Origin of the sequence: Delftia sp. S65, from assembly GCF_016516495.1 — a bacterium.
GTDB classification, from domain to species: Bacteria; Pseudomonadota; Gammaproteobacteria; order Burkholderiales; family Burkholderiaceae_C; genus Comamonas; species Comamonas acidovorans.
Window position 1 is genome coordinate 40,049 of record NZ_JACVUR010000034.1, and the last position, 18,142, is coordinate 58,190.

Sequence of the window (18,142 nt, forward strand, 5' to 3'; positions counted from 1 at the left end):
GTAGCCTGCAGACCCTGGTTTGACAGCAGATTGACAGCCGCCGGCGCCACCATCGCTGGCGCCGCATCCGCTGCCCATTCACTACAACGATAGCCAGGAGACCAGACATGCCTTCGCGCGACTTTCTTCACCACGCAGACCTGCCCCTGCTCGGCCGCCGCCAACTGCTGGCCGGCACGGGCGCCATGGCCCTGTCGGGCCTGCTGCCTGCGGCCGCGCTGGCGCAGGACGCCTGGCCCACGCGCCCCATCCGCTTTGTCGTGCCCTTTGCGCCGGGCGGCAGCTCGGAAATCGTGGCGCGCTCCACGGCGGCCGAGCTGTCCAAGACCCTGGGCCAGAACGTCTTCGTGGACAACAAGCCCGGCGCGGCCGGCAACATCGCCATGCAGGAAGTGGCGCGCGCCGATGACCAGAGCACCGTCATCCTGGGCCACATCGGCACGCTGGCCGTCAATCCCTACATCTTCGACAAGCTGCCCTACGACGCGAACAAGGACTTCCAGCCCGTCAGCCTGCTGGCCAAGGTGCCCAGCCTGTACGTGGTCCACCCCGATGTGCCGGTCAAGAACCTGCGCGAACTCATCGCCTACGCCAAGAAGAAGCCCGGCCAGCTCAGCTACGGCTCGGCCGGCAATGGCAGCGCCGGGCACCTGGCCTTCGAGTACCTGAAGATGACGGCCGAGATCTTCATGCTGCACGTGCCCTATCGCGGCACGGGCCCCATGATGACGGACCTGATGTCGGGCCGCCTGGACGCTGCATCGGTCGGCGCTGCCGCCCTGCTGCCCTTCATCAAGGCGGGCAAGGTGCGCTGCATCGCCACGGGATCGACCCAGCGCCTGCCCCAGTTGCCCGACGTGCCCACCGTGGCCGAGCAGGGCTTCCCGGGCTTCGAGATGACGCAGTGGTACGGCATGCTCGCCCCCTCCAGCATGACCCGAGCCCACGTGGACAAGCTGGCCGCCGAGTGCGCGAAGGCCGTCAAGGCGCCCGACGCGCTCAAGCGCCTGCAGGGCGATGCGGCCGAGCCCATCGGCAGCACGCCCCAGCAGTTCGCGCAGTTCATTGCCTCCGAGCAGACACGCTGGCAAAAGGTGCTCAAGCGCGCCCAGGTCAAGCCGGACTGAGCGCACACGGACTGACACCCCCAGGTACAGGCGCAGGCCCCGGCATCAGCTGGCCGGGCCTGCCTTCTCGGCCATGGCGCGCAACACGCCCTGGCTGGCCTTTTGCACATGCTCGGCGCTCAGGCGCGCGGCCTGGTCCGCGTCGCCCTGCTCTATCGCCGCCACGATGGCATCCAGCTCGGCCAGCGTCTGCGGCAGGCGCCCGGGCTGGGACATGGAGATGCGCCGCAGCACCGTCACGCGGTTGTTCAGCTGCCGCAGCATCTGGCCGGCCACCAGATTGCCGCAGCCCTCGATCAGGATGTCGTAGAACTGGTTCTTGATCGCCAGCAGGGCCACCTTGTCGCTGGCCACGGCGGGCACGGCCAGCTCGCCCAGCTTGGCACGCAGCGCGGCGCGCTGGCCAGCCGAGGCATGCAGCGCAAAGCCCCGGCTGGCCAGCCCCTCCAGGCTGGCCCGCACCTCGTAGATATCGCGCACTTCCTGCACCGAGATGTCCGTGACCTCGGGGCCCCGGTGCGGAACGATGGTGATCAGCCCCTCGGCCTGCAGGTGCTGCAGGGACTCGCGCAGGCACGAACGGCTCACATCAAGGCTCTCGCACAGCTCGCGCTCGGACAGCTTCTGGCCCGGCGCAAACACGCCATCGAGGATGGCCGTGCGCAGGGTCTGCGTCGTGCGCAGGCGCAGCGACGTTTCTTCGCGGGGGACACGCAGCATCTGGTTCATGGGACGAATCCTACCCGCCAATCCAGGGGCAGGACGGACTGACGGATTGTCATACACACACCTGGCCCAGCAGGCAATCCAGATTTTCATCAAGTAGGATTGTCTGACAATCTGATTAAATCCACTCCACCGAAAGACACCTTCACCGCCTTCCATCAGGAGTTTTCATGACCCGAGCCTATGCACCCAAGAACCCCGCCCTCTTCGACCAGGGCCTGTCCACCCGCCGTGAGGTGCTGGGCGCCGAGTATGTCGATGCGTCCATCCAGAACGCCACGGACTTCAACATCGACATGCAGGAGCTGGTCACCCAGTACTGCTGGGGCGATGTCTGGAACCGCCCCGGCCTGGACCGCAGGACGCGCTCCTTCCTGAACCTGGCCATGATCACGGCGCTGAACCGCCCGCATGAACTCAAGCTGCATGTGCGCGGCGCCATCAACAACGGCCTGACCAAGGAAGAGGTCAAGGAGGTCTTCCTGCAGACCGCCATCTACTGCGGCGTGCCGGCCGCCATCGACTCCTTCCGCGTGGCTTCGGAAGTCTTCAAAGAGATGGACATCTGAGGCACGCAGCATGACCACCATAGGATTCATCGGCCTCGGAATGATGGGCCAGCCCATGGCCCACCTGCTGCACGCCGCAGGGCACGCCCTGGTCATCCGGGACGCCGTGCCCGCTGCCACCGCACGATTCGCGCAGGAGCATGCGGGCGTGGCCGTGGCATCCGGCGCGGCCGACTTTGCCGGCTGCAGCGTGGTCTTCACCATGCTGCCCGACTCCCGCATCGTCGATGCCGTGGTCGGCGAACTGGCACCGCACCTGCCGCCCGGCGCCTGCATCATCGACATGAGCTCGGCCGACCCCAACCGCACGCGCGCGCTAGCCGGCCTGCTGAGCGAGCGCGGCATCGGGCTGCTGGATGCGCCGGTCTCCGGCGGCGTCAAGCGCGCCATTGCGGGCACGCTGTCCATCATGGTCGGGGGCGATGCGGACCTGCTCGCCCAGCACCTGCCGCTGCTGCAACGCATGGGCCAGGCCATCACCCATGTCGGCCCCGTGGGCGCGGGCCATGCGCTCAAGGCCTTGAACAACTATGTCTCGGCAGCGGCCCTCATCGCCACGGCCGAGGCCATCCATGCAGGCGCGGCCTTCGGCATTGCGCCGGCCACCATCGTGGACGTGATCAATGCCTCCACCGGCAAGAACAACACCACCGAAAACAAGGCCCACCAGTTCATGCTGAACGGCGCCTTCAACTCGGGCTTCTCGCTGGCGCTGCAGGCCAAGGACGTGGGCATCGCCCTGTCGCTGGGCCAGGCCATGCACACGCCCATGGCACTGGCAGAACAGGTCAGCGCCATGGCGGCCGACGCATCCAGGTCCCTGGGACCCGCCGCCGACCACACCGAGCTGTACAGGTACGTGGCCCCGGCCTGAGCCTGCGCCGTCTCGCCGTCGTCAAGGGCCGCATGCGGCCCTTGCCTTACTGCCTCACGCCACCAAACACGCCACCGACAACCGGCCGCACAGAGCCGGCGGCCCCTGCACGCGCCTCCAGGAGACAAACCCATGCGCCCCCTCATCCGCAATCCCCTCGCCCAGACCCTTCTCGCCGCCGCGCTGTCGGCGGCCAGCCTTGCCGCCCAGGCCTTCCCCAACAAGCCCGTCACCATCGTCGTTCCCTACGCGGCCGGAGGCTCCACCGACGTGCTGGCCCGCGTGCTGGCCGAGGCCATGACGCGCGACCTGGGCCAGCAGGTCATCGTCGAGAACCTGGGCGGCGCCGGTGGCACCATCGGCACCAGCCGCGTCACACGTGCCCAGGCCGACGGCCACACCCTGCTACTGCACAACATGGGCATTGCCACGGCGCCCGCGCTCTACAGCAAGCTGGCTTTCGATGTGAGGCGCGACCTGGAACCCATCGCGCTGGCCGGCGACGTGCCAATGATCCTGGTGCGCAGCAAAGGCTTTGCGCCCGCCACGCTGGCGGACTTCATCGCCCACATGAAGGCCAAGCCGGGCGAAGTGCGCTTCTCGCATGCCGGCGTAGGCGCCACCTCCCACCTGTGCGCCATGCTGCTGCTGCAGACCACCGGCACCGAGGCCACCCTGGTGCCCTACCGTGGCACGGGCCCGGCGCTGCAGGACCTGGTGGCCGGCAATGTCGATGTCATCTGCGACCAGCCCGTGGCCACCGGCCCGCACATACAGGCGGGCATGCTCAAGGGCTACGCCGTCGCCACGCGCGAACGCCTGCCCTCCCTGCCCGATGTGCCCACCTTCGCGCAGGCCGGCCAGCCCGGCTTCGAGCTTGCCGTATGGCACGGCCTCTACGCACCGCGAGGCACGCCCCAGGCCGTCATCGAGCGCCTCAACAAATCGCTGCGCACCGCCCTGGCCGAGCCCGCCCTGGTCAAGCGCTTCACGGACATGAGCGTCATCATCCCGCCCGCAGACCGCCTCACCCCCGACGCCCTGCGCCAGCACACCGCCGCCGAAATCAAGCGCTGGGACCCGGTGATCAAGGCTGCGGGGGCCAAGGCGGAATAGAGGCGCAGCAAGGAGCAGGCAGGCCAGGAAGATAGGCGCGCTGAGCAGGGCACAAAACCCGACGCAGCCCAAAGCCTGGGACACCGAGCAAGGGCCGCCCCGCCGCGAGGGTGTCGTCCCCCTCCCGCGAAGCGAGAGAGGGGGAAGCCGCGCAGCGGCTCAGGGGGTGACGATCATTTTTCCATCCACCACTGGATAACGATCTTGGCGATGTAGCCCACAAAGCCCACACCCAGGCCCAGGAAGATCACGAAGGTGCCGAACTTTCCTGCCTTGGACTGGCGCGCCAGCTGCAGGATGATGAACACCATGAAGAGGATGAAGGCCCCCACGCCATAGGTGAGGAAGAAATGGGCGATCTGTTCTTCTGTATACCCGAATATCACGACAACACCGTCCTACATCCTCCCCTGCAGGCCCGGCCGGTCCGGGCCCGCCCGGCTCAACGCGCCGGGAAGGCCGACGCATCGACCAGATCGCGGTACGCGTGCCAGCTCGCGTGCCCCAGCAGGGGCATCACGGCCACCAGTCCCAGCAGCCAGCTGCCCAGGCCCAGCAGGGTCAACAACACAATGAGGGCGGCCCACAGTGCCAGAGGCACAGGGTTGGCCAGCACGGCCAACCAACTGGTCAGCACGGCCTGGCGCACCGTCACCCGCCTGTCCAGCATCAGCGGCATGGCCACCACGCTGGACGCAAAAATAGGCGCTGCCAGAAAACTGCCCAGCGCCAGCCATATCGCAAACAACTGCCCGTCGCGGGCCAGCACCACGTGCTGCACGAAATCCGCCGGGGTGGCAATGCGCACGGGTGAGAGCACGGTGATCAGCGAGGCCGACACCAGCACCCAGCCCGTGGCCGCCAGCGACAGCAGCAGCCCGAACTGCACCAGGCACCAGTAGCCGCCCTGCCCGTCGGCCTTGGACGCGTGGCCGCTTTGCCAGCGCATCCAGGTGCTGCGCACCAGGGACAGGTCGGCGCGCTCGCCACGCTCCAGCGCACGGCTGATGGCGTAGAGGCTGGTTGCCACGACAGGGCCGACGATCAGGAACCCCGACAGGGCACCGGCCATCAGCCAAAAGCGATTGTGCCCCAGCGTCAAGATCAAAAACCCGATCAAGGTCAAGACCAGGCCATGCGCCAGGCTCAGCCAGGGCGCCCTGGCCATGTCGCGCGCGCCACGCGCCAGCCAGCTCAGGGGGTGTTTCCAGCCGATGCTGCGCACGGCGGGGAGGACGGGGGGGTGGAAGAAAGCGGTGCTGTGGCTGGTGGGCATGGCATGGCGCGGCTTCGCGGGCAGGCAGGGTCAGCTGTCAGCCAGCCCCTGGCACAACTGCGCAAGGCTGGCCACCGTGACGTGGGGCGTGGACCCCTCGTGAGGCCATGCTACGCCCGTGCGGTTGAGCCAGACTGCGTGCATACCCGCATCCATGGCGCCCAGCGCATCGAGCCGCGCGTCGTCGCCTATGTGCAGCACCTCGTCAGGCGCCACGCCTGCCGCCGCCGCTGCCGCGTGGAAAAAGCGCACATCCGGCTTGGCCATGCCGGCCTTGGTTGCGCTCAGCGCGGCATGGAAATGCTCGCCAATGCCCACCACGTGCACGCTGGCGTTGCCGTTGCTCAGCGCCACCACGGGCCAGCGCGCGGCCAGGAACTGCAGGGCGGGCAGCGCGTCCTCGTATAGGTCCACACGCTGGCGCTCGGCAAAGAAGATATCGAAGGCCGTTTCCGCCAGGCCGCCATCGTCGCCATTGCGCTGCAGCGCCAGGCGGATGGACTCGCGGCGCAGGCCGCTCAGGTCGTGGGCAAGGTCCGGGCGGTCACGCTCGATCTGCACGCGGATGGCGCGCAGGGTGGCCACGTCGCGCAGCGCTGCGGCCGTGGTGGGCGCATGGGCGTGCAGCCAGTCCAGCAGCACCTGTTCGGCGCGCGAGATGGCTGGCCACACGGGCCACAGCGTGTCGTCCAGGTCGATGGAAATGGCGCGGATGCGGCCGCTGCGGCGCAGCTGCTGCAATGCGGCCAATGCAGGGTCAAGAGAGGATTCGGCGAGGGGGGCGATGGTGGCTTGGGACATGGTTCGAGCATAGCGAAGGCAGCCGTTGCCGGCAGCAGCCGGGTCATCCGACTCGCGTGGCAGGCGGCTCCGTCCTGCCACAATCGGCCCCATGCCTTCCCGCTTCGCGCCAGAACCTCCATTCCGCCACGACCAACCCCAGCGCACCGCTGTGCTGCTGTGCAACCTTGGAACGCCCGATGCGCCCACGGCTCCGGCCGTGCGCCGCTACCTGGCGCAGTTCCTGGGCGACGACCGCGTGGTCGAGATCCCCAGGATTGCCTGGCTGCCCATCCTGCACGGCATCATCCTGCGCACGCGACCGGCCAAGTCGGCGGCCAAGTACGCCACCGTCTGGCATGAGAAGGACGGCTCCCCCCTGCAGCACTGGAGCGCGCGCCAGGCCCTGCTGCTGCGCGGCTGGCTGGGCGAGGCCGGGCACAACGTGCTGGTGCGCCATGCCATGCGCTACGGCAACCCGTCCATCCCCAGCGTGCTCGATGCCCTCAAGGCCGAGGGCGTCACGCGCATCCTCATCCTGCCGCTGTACCCGCAGTACTCCGGCACGACCACGGCCAGCGTGTTCGATGCGGTCTACGACTGGGCCCGCACCCAGCGCCATATTCCCGAGCTGCGCTTCGTCAACCGCTACCACGACGACGCTTCCTACATCGACGCGCTGGCCCAGCGCATCGAGGCCCATTGGCGCAGCAACGGCCGTGGCGAGAAACTGGTCATGAGCTTTCATGGCGTGCCCGAGCGCACGCTGCACCTGGGCGACCCCTACCACTGCGAATCGCGCAAGACCGCGCGCCTGCTGGCCGAGCGCCTGGGCCTGTCGCCCTCGCAATACCTGGTGACCTTCCAGTCGCGCTTTGGCAAGGCCAAATGGCTGGAGCCCTATACCGAGCCCTCGCTGATCGAGCTGGCACGCAGCGGCACCAAACGGGTGGACGTGGTCTGCCCCGGCTTCACCAGCGACTGCCTGGAAACGCTGGAGGAAATCAGCCAGGAAGCGCGCGAGGCCTTCATGCATGCCGGTGGCGAGCAGTTCGAGTTCATTGCCTGCCTCAACGACAGCGCGCCCTGGATCACGGCGCTGAGCCGCATCGCCCAGCAGCATATGCAGGGCTGGCCCACGCAGAAGGCGCCGCAGGCCGAACTGGACGCCAGCCTGGAGCGCGCCAAGGCCGTGGGCGCACAGCGCTGAGGCCGTTCTGCATCTTCTGCGCCGCGCCATATAACCCTGCCTCATGAGCAGAATGCATAAGCGTCTTTGTATATAGATGCTGCAAGCGGGACAATTGCACTCCAGTTGCTTGTTCCGCCGGTCTTCCATGACCGGCCCCAGCCATCATGACCAAGACCTTTTCCCCCGCTCTGCGCCTGGCGGCCCCGCTGCTGGCGCTGGGCCTCGCCTGCACCGCCTTCGGCACGGCCCACGCCGCCGAACCCCTGCTCACCCCTGCTGGCGTGCAGGCCGCCGCCGGCCAGGACGCCGTGCGCATCATCGACATCCGCGATCCCAAGGCCTATGGCGAGCGCCATATCCCAGGCGCGCTCAACGCTCCCTACGGCAAATGGCGCGGCCCCGCCACCAACCCCGGTGAACTGCCCGAGCTGCCCAAGCTCACCGAACTCGTGCAGTCCCTGGGGCTGACACCCGCCACCCACGCCATCGTGGTCTCCACGGGCGCGGACGCCACCGACTTCGGCGCCGCAGCGCGCGTGTACTGGACGCTCAAGCTGCTGGGCCTCAAGGAGCTGTCCGTGCTCAATGGCGGCATGAAGGCCTGGAACGAGCAAAAGCTCCCGCAGGACAACGAGGCCGTCAAAGTGGCCCGCAGCAGCTACCAGCCCCAGCTCGACACCAGCCTGATCGCCACGCGCGAGGACGTGGGCCAGCACGTCAGGCTCAGCAACGCGGCCCTGGTGGACTCGCGCCCCGACGCCTTCTACCAGGGCAAGACGCGCGCGCCCGCCGCCAAGCTCTCGGGCACCCTGCCCGGCGCGCAGCAGCTGGACTTCAACCAGTGGTTCGTGCCCGGCACCTCCACCTTTGTCGATACGGCCACGGCCAAGCAGATTGCGGCCAAGGTCAAGCGCGAGCAGGGCCAGGACATGGTGGCCTTCTGCAACACCGGCCACTGGGCAGCCACCGACTGGTTCGGCCTGTCCGAAGTCGCGGGCCTGCCGGGCGTCAAGCTGTATGCGGGCTCCATGGTGGACTGGACGCAGCAGGCCGATGCGCCGCCCATGGCCAACCAGCCCGGCCGCGCCGAATCCCTGGCCTACGACGCCAAGCAGTGGTGGGAAAAAAAGTTCAAGTAAACACCCCCTGAGGCGCTTACGCGCCTTCCCCCGTGGCACGGCGCCTCTCTACCCGCTTCGCGGGGGAGGGCGACTGCATGGAGAAAAATGATATGAAACGACTTCCTCTTGCGGCCATCCTGGCCGTTTTCTTTGGCTGGCTGCTGTGGAGCGTCTCGGTGCGCCAGGCCGCGCTGTTCGCCGTGGGCCTGGGCCTGGGCGCGGTGCTGGCCGGCAAGCGCTTCGGCTTCACCACGGGCTGGCGCATGCTGATCGAGGACAAGGACGCCAGCGGCGTCTTCGGCCAGTTGCTGCTGCTGGCGTTGGCCGCCGCGCTGGCCATGCCGCTGCTGGGCCACTATCCCGAACTCACGGCCGCCCTGGGCCCGCCCAGCATCAGCCTGCTGGTGGGCGCCTTTGTCTTCGGCCTGTGCATGCAGATCGCGGACGGCTGCGGCAGCGGCACGCTGTACAAGGCCGGCATGGGCATTCCCATGAATGCGGCCATCCTGCCCGTGTTTGCCATCGGCAGCTTCCTGGGCAGCCTGCACCTGGGCTGGTGGCTGGACCTGGGCAACACCCAGCCCGTGGGCCTGGTCACGGCCTGGGGCTGGGCCCCTGCCCTGCTGGCCACGCTGGCGGCGCTGGCCGTGGTTGCGCTGGGCGTGGCCTGGTATGTGCGTGGCGCCAATGTGGCGCTCAAGCGCCCGGCCAAGCCGCTGTTCGTGCGCAAGTGGGTGGTGGGCGCGGTGCTGCTGGCCGTGCTGGCCACGCTCAACCTCGTCATTGCGGGCCAGCCCTGGGGCGTGGTCTACGGCTTCGGCCTGTGGGCCGCCAAGATCGCCAACGCCACAGGCGCCGTGGACCTGGCCGGCAACTGGTTCTGGAGCCAGCCCGGCAACGCCGCGCGCCTGCAAGAAACAGTGCTGCTGGACGTGACCAGCATCACCAACATCGGCATCCTGGGCGGCGCCCTGTGGGTGGCTGCCGCCAAGCCCGTCAATGCCAAGCCGCTCACGGGCACGCAATGGATGGTGGCCCTGGTGGCCGGCCTGGTGCTGGGCTACAGCTCGCGCCTGGCCTTCGGCTGCAACGTGGGCGCCATGCTCTCGGGCATCTCCACGGGCAGCATCCACGGCTGGATCTGGGTGCCGCTGGCCTTTGCCGGCACCATCTCCGGCCTGCGCATCCGCCGCCACTTCAATTTCTGACAGGACCCGCCATGACACAGCAAAACACCCTGCGCGCGGTCTTCTGGGCCGTGCTCGTCCTCTTCCTGGCCTGGGACCACCTGCACTCGCCGCCCGTGGACCTGCGCTTCGAGGCGCCGCTGATCGCGGCCGGCTCGGGCAAGGCCACGCAAGGCGGGCACTGCTCGATGCCGGCGGGCAAATAGGTCAAGGCAAGGCCAAGGTCAAGGTCAAGGTCAGGGCACGCTGGGCGCCGGCCCCTCGTCCGCGTTGGCCGTCACGGGCAGCGGCGCGGTCTCCACGTCGAAGCCAGCCGCCTGCCAGGCCTTGAGGCCGCCCACCAGCGGGCGCACGTTGGCAAAGCCGGCGCGCTGCAGCTGGCGCGCCAGGCGGGCGGCGGATATCTCGTTGGGGCAGTCGCAGTAGATCACCAGCCCGTGGGGATGGTCGTGCTGGGGCAGCAGGTGCGCATGCGACTCGCCGCCATCGCGCGGGCGCAGTTCCCAGGACTGGGCGCCGGGGATATGGCCCTGGCGGTACTGCGGCAGAGCGCGCACATCGATCACCGTGGGCTCCATGCCCTGGGCATGCAGGCCCGCCAGTTCGCGCACCGACATGCGCGGCATGCGCAATGAACGCACCATGCGATGGCGCTGCCACCACTTGCGCACGATGAACAGCCCCAGCGCCACGCCCAGCAGCAACAGGCCCCACTGGCCCAGCGCCGTGAGCACGCCCAGCAGGTCTTCCACCGTGGAGCTGAACAGCGAGCCCAGGTACACGGCCGAGCCCACCCAGATCAGCGCGCCCAGCCCGTCATACAGCACGAAGCTGCGCAGCGGCGTGCCCATGACGCCAGCCAGCGCGCTGGCGATGGAGGCAAACCCCGGCACGAACTTGGCCACCAGCAGCGACCTTGCGCCCCAGCGGCCATAGACGGTCTCGGTCTGGCGGATGCAGGCATCGGGCGACAGCGAGATGCGGCAGATGCGGCCCAGCACCCGGTGCCCGTAGGCCTTGCCGGCCTGGTACCAGAACAGGTCGGCAATCAGCGCCGCGCTCACGGCCACGGCCACCAGCCACAGCAGGCGCACCCAGTCAGCGCCTTCCAGCGCGCCGGTCACGACAAGCACCGGGTAGGCCGGAATCGGCGCACCCAGTTGCTCGACGAACACATTGAGAAAGACGATGCCGAAGCCGTACTCGCGGATCAGCTCCACCAGAAAACCCATGTCAGGCCTCTCTTGCCCAGACGGTGCCCGCGCCCGAAAAGAAGGCGAGGCTGCACCCGTCGCAAATGCTAGCGCGGCAGCAACATCCGCGCCCGGCCCGGGTTGATGCTCAGCCGCGCTGCAGATGCTCCAGCACCCATTGCCAGTGCGCGGGCACGTTCAGCGCCGGCGCATGGCCGCAGCCGGGCACCTCCTGCCAGTGCAGCAGGCCGCGCGCGCCGGGGCCGCGCGTGGTCATTTCCCGGGCCACCTCGGGCAGCACCAGGTCCGAGTCCACGCCCCGCAGCAGCAGCACGGGAATCTGCAGGGCGTCGTAGTGCGGCCAGATGCCGTAGTCGTCCTCATGGGCCGTGAACTGCTCGATCATGGCCGGGTCGTAGTGCGGCGTGACGCGCCCATCGGGCAGGCGGCGCACGCTGGTTTCGGTGAGCTTGCGCCACTCGGAGTCGCTTAACCAGCCGTAGGGCCGGTAGGCCTGGCGAAAGAAGGTCTCCAGCTCGCCCACCGTATCGAAGGCCGGGGGCTGGCCCGCATAGGACCTGATGCGCGCCAGCGCCGACTCGGCCAGCTGCGGCGCATTGTCATTGAGCACCAGCGTCGCAATGCGTGCGCGCAGTGACGGCTCGAACAGGCCCGAGGCGCAGACCGTGCCGATCGCCCCGCCCATGGACGTGCCCACCCAATGCGCGCGCTCCAGCCCCAGCGCATCGAACAGCCCGCGCGCAATGCGGGCGTAGAAGCCCAGCCGGTATTCCTCGCGCGGCGCGCGGCTCCACTGGCTCAGGCCCCGGCCCGGCGTGTCGGGGCAGATCACGCGCCAGCCCTGGCCTGCCAGGAACTGCGCCAGTGCATCCATGTCGCGCCCCGTGCGTGCCAGCCCGTGCCAGGCGACGACGGTTCCCGCTGGAGCCACATCGGGCGCGGGCTGCCAGTCCATGTAGTGGATCTCGTAGCCCGCGCATTGCGTGTAGCAGGAAGCGGGTGCGGGCGCGGATGAGGAAGATGCTTTGGAAGCCATGGGAGAAATCTCTGCTGTGCAGGAGCGGCCGGCCGCCGTGGCCGCCGGCCGCTCCAGGGCCTGGCTCACTCAGGAATGCGGATCAGCCCGTCGCTGACCTCGATGGTGTTGGCCGTGCTGGGCCGCGCCACGAAGGGCGGCACCTGGGCCGCCGTGATGGCGGGCGCCGCGCCCGGCTGGCCGCCGCGCGGCGTGGTGCGCACCACCTGGCTGGCGGGCAGCGCGGTGCTGCTGCGCAGGTTGGCCCACACGGCATCCATGGCCTGGTTGAAGTACGGATGCAGCGGCACGAAGCGCGTGTCGAAGCCCGAGAACGGCAGGAAGGCATCGAAGTGCTGGGCATTCACCACCTCGATATAGCGCAGCCGCGTGTTGCTGCCGTCCAGCCCCCGGTTGAGCACCGTGTAGGCGCGCGCATTGTGGTTGACCGGCACCAGCGCATCGCTGCGGCCCGCCACGATGATGGTGGGCTTGCCGCGCAGCTTGGCGGTGTGCAGCACCTCGTTGATGCCGGCGCGCACGGCGTCGCTCTGGGCACGCGTGGGCACGCTGCTTTCGGAGAGATTGAAGCCGGTCACCGGATCGAAGCCCGTCACCAGCGCGTGCTGGCACAGCGCGTTGTCCAGGCCCAGGTCGGCCACGCGCGTGGAGGGCGACACGGCAAACTGCCAGGCCTTGGCCCCGCCCACCGAGTCGTTGTAGACCACCGTGGCGGGCGTGCCGTTGGCCGTGCCATTGGCCGTGGCAAAGCTCTGAGCCAGCGCGGCCCCCGTGGCGGGCACCACGTCGCCCGTTGCATTGGCGGCCGCAAAGCTGGTGCGGCACAGGTTGGCATCCACGCCAAACCGGCCATAGGCCATGGTGTACATGGCAGACAGGATGGGGCCGTTGCCCAGCGCGTAGTGGGCGTTGTGCATGCGGTCGTGGTCACGCGTCCAGCCGTACAGGCGCAGCTTGCTCAGCGCATTGGCGGCGCGGTCGGCCGTGGTGGCGCCAATGACCAGGCCCTTGGCGGCCAGGCTGGTGCAGCGTGCCTCGGCCCGCGCCGTCATGGCGGTGAGGCCTATGTAGTTGAAGATGGATGTCTCGGTCAGCGCCGCATCGGGCGCCAGCGCCGCGCAGGGCTGGTAGATGTTGCCGTAGGTGGTGTACTCGGCCAGCGTGCGGCCCGGGTTGGGCATGGTCGCACTGCCCACGGCAATCGTGTAGCCCTGGCGCGTGGGCATCTCGGTCACGGGTTCGGAGGCCACCACGCCGTCGATCAGGCCGTCTGCATCCAGCTCGGCCGCGCGCAGCACGGCCGCGCCGCCGTTGGAGGCCGAGCCCGCCAGCACCAGCGTGTTGTCCTTGCCGAAGGGCACGGGGTCCTGCGTGGTGCCATAGCGGGCATTGAGCACGTACAGCGCATAGCGGGCCGCGGCCAGCGTGTCGTTGCCCCAGTCCTTTTCAGGGTTCTGCTGGGAATGCGCGTGCTTGATGGCAATGCGGTTGGGAAACGCAGCGTTGTAGGCGGCACGCGCCGCATCGGTCAGCCGTGCGGCAAAGAAGGACAGGCTGCCGGCGTCCGTGCGCGTGGCGCGCGTGCCGTCCAGCTTGTTGACGGTGTCGTCGCTGAGGTTGTGCAGGCCCACGCCCTTGCCCGCATCGGTCAGCGCCACGGCGCAGCCCTTCTTCAGGCCCCACTCGCCCGCCGTGCCGATGGCGCCATACACGCCGCGCGAGCCAGAGGACGGGCCCAGCACGATGCAGGGCCGGTTGCGGTCAAAGCTGTCCGGCACCTGCACGGCCACCATGGTCTGCTTGCGGCCCGTGCCGTCGTCCAGCACGGCCAGGTACTCGCGCCCGGGGATCAGCCCTTCGCCCGCAGTCACCTGCCCGTCTGCCGTGATGTTGGGGCCGTACAGCGCGCCGTAGCCGCCGCCCGCCGTGGGGTCCAGGATGCCCCGGTAGTTGGAGTACAGCGCATTGCGCCGCAGCTCCGCCGCCGTGGGATTGGCAGGGTCCGCGTACAGGGGCGCGGCAGCGGCGCCCAGGCCGGTCTTGCCCAGGCCGCCCGTCAGCAAGTCCTGCGTGGCTGCCGTGGCGCCCGTGCCGGTGGCCGTGGCCGGATACACCGTGGCGCCCAGCTCGGTAAAGCCCTTGGGCAGATCGTTGCTGGGCTCATGCTCGCCGCTGCCGCAGGCTGCCAGCGCGGCGGCCGCCAGCGCCGTGAAGGCCCAGCGCCAGGGGGTTGCAGGAATCGACGACACCATCTCTTCACGCTTCAACATGCCCATCTCCTTGTGATAGTTCTCTGATGCACGAATGCGCCAGGGGCCCTGGTCAGGCTCCGGCGCGGGAAGAACGCAGACGCCCCACGACGCCCGTGGGGAAATAGTAGACCGACAACACAAACAGCACGCCCAGCCACAGCAGCCAGCGGTCGGGCGACAGCAGCGCGGCCAGCCAGGGCAGGCTGTGCGCGGCCTCGCTGGCCACGCGCAGCAGGTCCTGCAGATAGCTCTGGGCGATGAGGAACAGCACCGAGCCGATCGCCGCGCCATAGATGGTGCCCATGCCGCCGATCACCACGATCAGCAGGCAGTCCATCATGATCTCGAACGACAGCGAGGTATCTGGCCCGTTATAGCGCAGCCACAGCGCCAGCATGGCACCGGCCACACAGGCGAACAGGGCCGACAGCACGCTGGACAGGGTGCGGTACACCACCACCCGGTAGCCGATGGCCTCGGCGCGGAACTCGTTCTCGCGGATGGCCTGCAGCACGCGGCCGAACGGGGAATTGACGATGCGCAGCAGCGCCAGCACCAGCGCCACGGCCAGCACGAACAGCAGGTAGTAGGTGATGATGCGCCCGTCGATCAGCACGCCCAGCACCTCGTTCTCGAAGGGCTCGAAGCTGGGCGACAGCCACTCGGGCAGCTTGAAGCTCAGCCCGTCCTCCCCGCCCGTCCATTCCGACAGTTGGGAGGCCAGCGTCTGGAACGCCGCCGCCACGGCCAGCGTGATCATGGCAAAGAAGATGGCGCGCACCCGCAGCGAGAACAGGCCGATGGCCAGCGACAGCAGCAGCGACACCAGCAGCGCCGCGCCCAGGCCCAGCGCCAGCGCACCCCAGCCCGCGCCCATGCGCGACGATGCAATCGCCACGCCATAGGCGCCAATGCCGAAGAACATGGTGTGCGCAAAGCTCACGATGCCGGTGTAACCCAGCAGCAGATCGAAGCTGGCCACCAGCACCACGAAGATCAGCACCTTGGCCGCCACGTTCAGCGCCTTCACGCCAGGGAACACGAACGGCGCCGCCGCCAGCCCCAGGAAAATCAACAGCAGCAGCACCGCCAGCACGCGGCTGCGCGGCAGGTCGCCGGAAAGCAATCGGTTGAGCATGTCGATCACTCCTTCAGCGGTTCGCTACGGGATAGACGCCCTGAGGCCGCCACAAGAGGATGGCCACCATCAACGCAATGTTGGAAAACAGCGCCACCTTGGGCACCAGGAACCCCGTGTAGTTGGCCATCAGCCCCACCAGCAGCGCGCCGATCAGCGCCCCGCCCGTGCTGCCCAGCCCGCCGATGATGATCACGATGAAGATCAGCACATTGACCTGCGCGCCCATCTGCGGCACCACGCTCTGCTGGTACATGCCCCACATCACCCCGCCCAGCCCGGCCAGGGCCGAGCCCGCCACGAACACGCCCACGAACAGGCGGCGCACGCGGTAGCCCAGGGCCTCCACCATCTCGCGGTCCTGCACGCCCGCGCGGATCAGCAGGCCGATCTTGGTGCGCGACAGCGTCCAGGCCAGCAGGGCAAACACCGCCAGCCCCACCAGCACGGCCACCACGCGGTACTTCTCCACGGCGGCATCGCCCAGCAGCCAGGCGCCCTTCATGCCCTGGGGCAGCGGCAGCGGAATCTGCTGCGGGCCCCAGATGAGCTTGATCAGTTCCTCGCCGATGATCATGCCGCCCATGGTGATCAGGATCTGCTTGAGATGCTGGCCGTACACGGGCCGCACGATGAAGCGCTCGAACGCCAGCCCGATGGCGCCCGCCACCAGCATGGCCACCACCATGGCCGGCAGCACGGCCAGCAGGTTGCGCCACAGCTGCTCGGAGCCCGTCCAGTCGCCCATGGCGCCCAGCACGCTGGTGGCCACGAAGGCCCCCAGCGCGATGAACACGCCGTGGCCGAAGTTCAGCACGTCCATCAGCCCGAACACCAGCGTCAGCCCCGAGGCGATGATGAACACGATCATCCCCATGGCCAGCCCCGCCACCGTCAGCGTCAGCCAGGTCGAGCCCGAGCCCACCAGCGGCAGCGCCACCAGGGCCAGCACCGGCACCAGCAGCAGCGGCTTGAAATCCACATCCAGCTTGTTCAGCCTGTTCAGCTTGTTCATAGCGAAAGCCCCAGCAGCGACTGCTGCAACTCCGCGTCTGCCGAGAACTCGGCCATGCCGCCCGCGTGCACCACGCGGCCGTTGTCCATCACCGCCACGCGGTCGCCCAGGCGGCGCGCAAAGCCCAGGTTCTGCTCCACCAGCACAATCGTCGTGCCGCCCGCCTTGAGCTGGGCGAAGGCCGCGATCATGTTCTCGATGATGGCCGGTGCCAGGCCCTTGCTGGGCTCGTCCACGATCAGCAGGTCGCGCGGCTCCACGATGGCGCGCGCCACCGCCACCATCTGCTTTTGCCCGCCCGACAGCTTGCCGGCCGGGTGGTTCCAGAACTTCTCCACGGCCGGGAACATGCCGAAGATCCACTGCAGCCGCTGCGCGTCCATGCGGTCGGCGCGCGAGGCGCCACGCGCGGCCAGCAGCAGGTTTTCCTGCACCGTCAGGTCCGCGAAGATGCCCATGTTCTCGGGCACATAGGCAATGTTCAGCCGCGCGATCGTCGGCGTGGGCAGGGCCGTGATGTCGGCCCCGCCAAAGGCGATGCGCCCCTGGCTGGCCCGCCACAGGCCCATGATGGTGCGCAGCGTGGTCGTCTTGCCCGCGCCATTGCGCCCCAGCAGCATGGTCAGCTGCCCGCGCGGCACGGCCAGGTCCACGCCATGCAGGATGTGATAGGCCCCGATATGCGTGTGCACGCCCGACAGTTCGAGCAGGTTGGGGTGGGAACTGTGGTCGAGCGTCATGCGGCCTCCTTCACGGCGCCCTGCTCCGGCATCACACCCAGGTAGGCCTGCTGCACCACAGGCGAGGCAATGACTTCGGCCGGCGGCCCATCGGCCACCAGCGTGCCATTGGTCAGCACGATGATGCGGTCGGCCAGCTCGCGCACCACATCCATCTTGTGCTCCACCAGCAGGATGATCTTGCTGCGGTCCTGCTTGAGCTTGCGTATCAGGTCCAGGATCACCGGCGCCTCGTCATGGCTCATGCCCGCCGTGGGCTCGTCGAACATATAGACCAGGGGTTCCAGCGCCATCAGCAAGGCCACCTCCAGCTTGCGCTGGTCGCCATGCGGCAGCGCGGCCACGGCCTCGTCGCGCCGGGCGGACAGGGCCACCTGGTCGAGGATGTGCAGCGCCCGCTGCGTGAGCGCGCGGTGGTCGCTCCAGATGCTCCACAGGTTCAGGCCGCGCCGGTGCGGCCCCTCGTCGCGCGCCTGCACGGCCAGGCGCACGTTCTCCAGCACGCTCAGGTGCGGGAACAGATTGGTGAGCTGGAACGCCCGCCCCAGCCCGGCGCGCGTGCGCGCCGAAGGGGCCAGCCCCGTCAGCTCGCGCCCGCCCAGCAGCACGCGCCCTGCCGTGGCCTTGAGCTGCCCCGAGATCAGGTTGAAATACGTGGTCTTGCCCGCGCCGTTGGGACCCACGATGGCCGTCAGCGTGCCCGGCTCGAAAGCGCAGCTCACGCCGTTGACGGCCACATGGCCCCCGAAGCGGATGGTCAGATCCTCTGTGCGCAACAT

19 protein-coding genes are annotated in these 18,142 nt (G+C 68.6%); 8 read left to right on the plus strand and 11 right to left on the minus strand.

Features of this window, described 5'->3' with window-relative positions; all coding sequences use genetic code 11:
* Positions 1-107 precede the first annotated feature (107 nt).
* The gene (locus IAE24_RS22545; protein WP_199961591.1) at positions 108-1,127 is read left to right on the plus strand and encodes a Bug family tripartite tricarboxylate transporter substrate binding protein; all 1,020 of its coding nucleotides are present in this window, start codon (positions 108-110) and stop codon (positions 1,125-1,127) included.
* A 45-nt stretch (positions 1,128-1,172) separates the two neighbouring features.
* Here IAE24_RS22545 and IAE24_RS22550 read toward each other — a convergent pair whose 3' ends face one another.
* The gene (locus IAE24_RS22550) at positions 1,173-1,856 is read right to left on the minus strand and encodes a GntR family transcriptional regulator (RefSeq protein ID WP_012204486.1); all 684 of its coding nucleotides are present in this window, start codon (positions 1,854-1,856) and stop codon (positions 1,173-1,175) included.
* A 167-nt stretch (positions 1,857-2,023) separates the two neighbouring features.
* On the opposite strand from IAE24_RS22550, the gene IAE24_RS22555 reads away from it, so the two are divergent.
* From IAE24_RS22555 to IAE24_RS22565, 3 genes are all read left to right on the plus strand, one after another.
* On the plus strand, positions 2,024-2,422 hold the full coding sequence (locus tag IAE24_RS22555; RefSeq protein WP_012204485.1) for a carboxymuconolactone decarboxylase family protein: 399 nt from the start codon (positions 2,024-2,026) through the stop codon (positions 2,420-2,422).
* Positions 2,423-2,432: 10 nt separating this feature from the next.
* Positions 2,433-3,296 (plus strand): NAD(P)-dependent oxidoreductase, encoded by an 864-nt coding sequence (locus tag IAE24_RS22560; RefSeq protein ID WP_199961590.1) that lies wholly within the window; start codon positions 2,433-2,435, stop codon positions 3,294-3,296.
* A 132-nt stretch (positions 3,297-3,428) separates the two neighbouring features.
* Positions 3,429-4,412, plus strand: coding sequence for a tripartite tricarboxylate transporter substrate binding protein BugD (locus tag IAE24_RS22565; RefSeq protein WP_199961589.1), 984 nt, complete (start codon positions 3,429-3,431; stop codon positions 4,410-4,412).
* A gap of 173 nt (positions 4,413-4,585) precedes the next feature.
* Here IAE24_RS22565 and IAE24_RS22570 read toward each other — a convergent pair whose 3' ends face one another.
* The 3 genes from IAE24_RS22570 to IAE24_RS22580 are packed head-to-tail and all read right to left on the minus strand — an operon-like array spanning position 4,586 to position 6,489.
* A complete protein-coding gene (locus IAE24_RS22570; RefSeq protein ID WP_012204482.1) occupies positions 4,586-4,798 on the minus strand; it encodes a DUF2788 domain-containing protein in 213 nt (70 codons plus the stop codon).
* A gap of 56 nt (positions 4,799-4,854) precedes the next feature.
* Positions 4,855-5,688 carry a DUF2189 domain-containing protein gene (locus tag IAE24_RS22575; RefSeq protein ID WP_197942925.1) on the minus strand — a complete coding sequence of 278 codons (834 nt, stop codon included), beginning with the start codon at positions 5,686-5,688 and terminating at the stop codon, positions 4,855-4,857.
* Between the two features lie 30 nt (positions 5,689-5,718).
* The gene (locus IAE24_RS22580) at positions 5,719-6,489 is read right to left on the minus strand and encodes an HAD family hydrolase (RefSeq protein ID WP_013803318.1); all 771 of its coding nucleotides are present in this window, start codon (positions 6,487-6,489) and stop codon (positions 5,719-5,721) included.
* A gap of 91 nt (positions 6,490-6,580) precedes the next feature.
* Between IAE24_RS22580 and hemH the strand changes: the two genes are divergently transcribed.
* From hemH to IAE24_RS22600, 4 genes are all read left to right on the plus strand, one after another.
* The gene (gene hemH / locus IAE24_RS22585) at positions 6,581-7,678 is read left to right on the plus strand and encodes a ferrochelatase (protein WP_199961588.1); all 1,098 of its coding nucleotides are present in this window, start codon (positions 6,581-6,583) and stop codon (positions 7,676-7,678) included.
* A gap of 146 nt (positions 7,679-7,824) precedes the next feature.
* Positions 7,825-8,799: a sulfurtransferase gene (locus IAE24_RS22590; RefSeq protein WP_160856031.1), complete on the plus strand. Its 975-nt coding sequence runs from the start codon at positions 7,825-7,827 to the stop codon at positions 8,797-8,799.
* 92 nt (positions 8,800-8,891) lie between these two features.
* Entirely contained in the window at positions 8,892-9,989 is a 1,098-nt protein-coding gene (locus IAE24_RS22595; RefSeq protein ID WP_199961587.1) for a YeeE/YedE thiosulfate transporter family protein, read from the plus strand.
* A gap of 11 nt (positions 9,990-10,000) precedes the next feature.
* Positions 10,001-10,174: a hypothetical protein gene (locus IAE24_RS22600; protein ID WP_012204476.1), complete on the plus strand. Its 174-nt coding sequence runs from the start codon at positions 10,001-10,003 to the stop codon at positions 10,172-10,174.
* A gap of 30 nt (positions 10,175-10,204) precedes the next feature.
* Here the strand turns inward: IAE24_RS22600 and IAE24_RS22605 are convergent, their stop codons facing one another.
* The 7 genes from IAE24_RS22605 to IAE24_RS22635 all read right to left on the minus strand — a co-directional run bounded on the left by IAE24_RS22605 (position 10,205) and on the right by IAE24_RS22635 (position 18,142).
* A complete protein-coding gene (locus tag IAE24_RS22605; RefSeq protein WP_199961586.1) occupies positions 10,205-11,200 on the minus strand; it encodes a rhodanese-like domain-containing protein in 996 nt (331 codons plus the stop codon).
* A gap of 109 nt (positions 11,201-11,309) precedes the next feature.
* Positions 11,310-12,218 carry an alpha/beta fold hydrolase gene (locus IAE24_RS22610; RefSeq protein ID WP_199961585.1) on the minus strand — a complete coding sequence of 303 codons (909 nt, stop codon included), beginning with the start codon at positions 12,216-12,218 and terminating at the stop codon, positions 11,310-11,312.
* Between the two features lie 65 nt (positions 12,219-12,283).
* Positions 12,284-14,488, minus strand: a complete 2,205-nt coding sequence (locus IAE24_RS22615) for a 3-hydroxybutyrate oligomer hydrolase family protein (RefSeq protein ID WP_199961584.1) — start codon at positions 14,486-14,488, stop codon at positions 12,284-12,286.
* A 52-nt stretch (positions 14,489-14,540) separates the two neighbouring features.
* Positions 14,541-15,608 carry a branched-chain amino acid ABC transporter permease gene (locus IAE24_RS22620; RefSeq protein WP_016449609.1) on the minus strand — a complete coding sequence of 356 codons (1,068 nt, stop codon included), beginning with the start codon at positions 15,606-15,608 and terminating at the stop codon, positions 14,541-14,543.
* A gap of 13 nt (positions 15,609-15,621) precedes the next feature.
* Positions 15,622-16,623: a branched-chain amino acid ABC transporter permease gene (locus tag IAE24_RS22625; RefSeq protein ID WP_199137311.1), complete on the minus strand. Its 1,002-nt coding sequence runs from the start codon at positions 16,621-16,623 to the stop codon at positions 15,622-15,624.
* The gene (locus tag IAE24_RS22630) at positions 16,620-17,363 is read right to left on the minus strand and encodes an ABC transporter ATP-binding protein (protein ID WP_199961583.1); all 744 of its coding nucleotides are present in this window, start codon (positions 17,361-17,363) and stop codon (positions 16,620-16,622) included. The genes IAE24_RS22625 and IAE24_RS22630 overlap by 4 nt, the downstream gene beginning before the upstream one ends.
* The gene (locus tag IAE24_RS22635) at positions 17,360-18,142 is read right to left on the minus strand and encodes an ABC transporter ATP-binding protein (RefSeq protein WP_199961582.1); all 783 of its coding nucleotides are present in this window, start codon (positions 18,140-18,142) and stop codon (positions 17,360-17,362) included. Before IAE24_RS22635 ends, IAE24_RS22630 begins: the two co-directional genes overlap by 4 nt.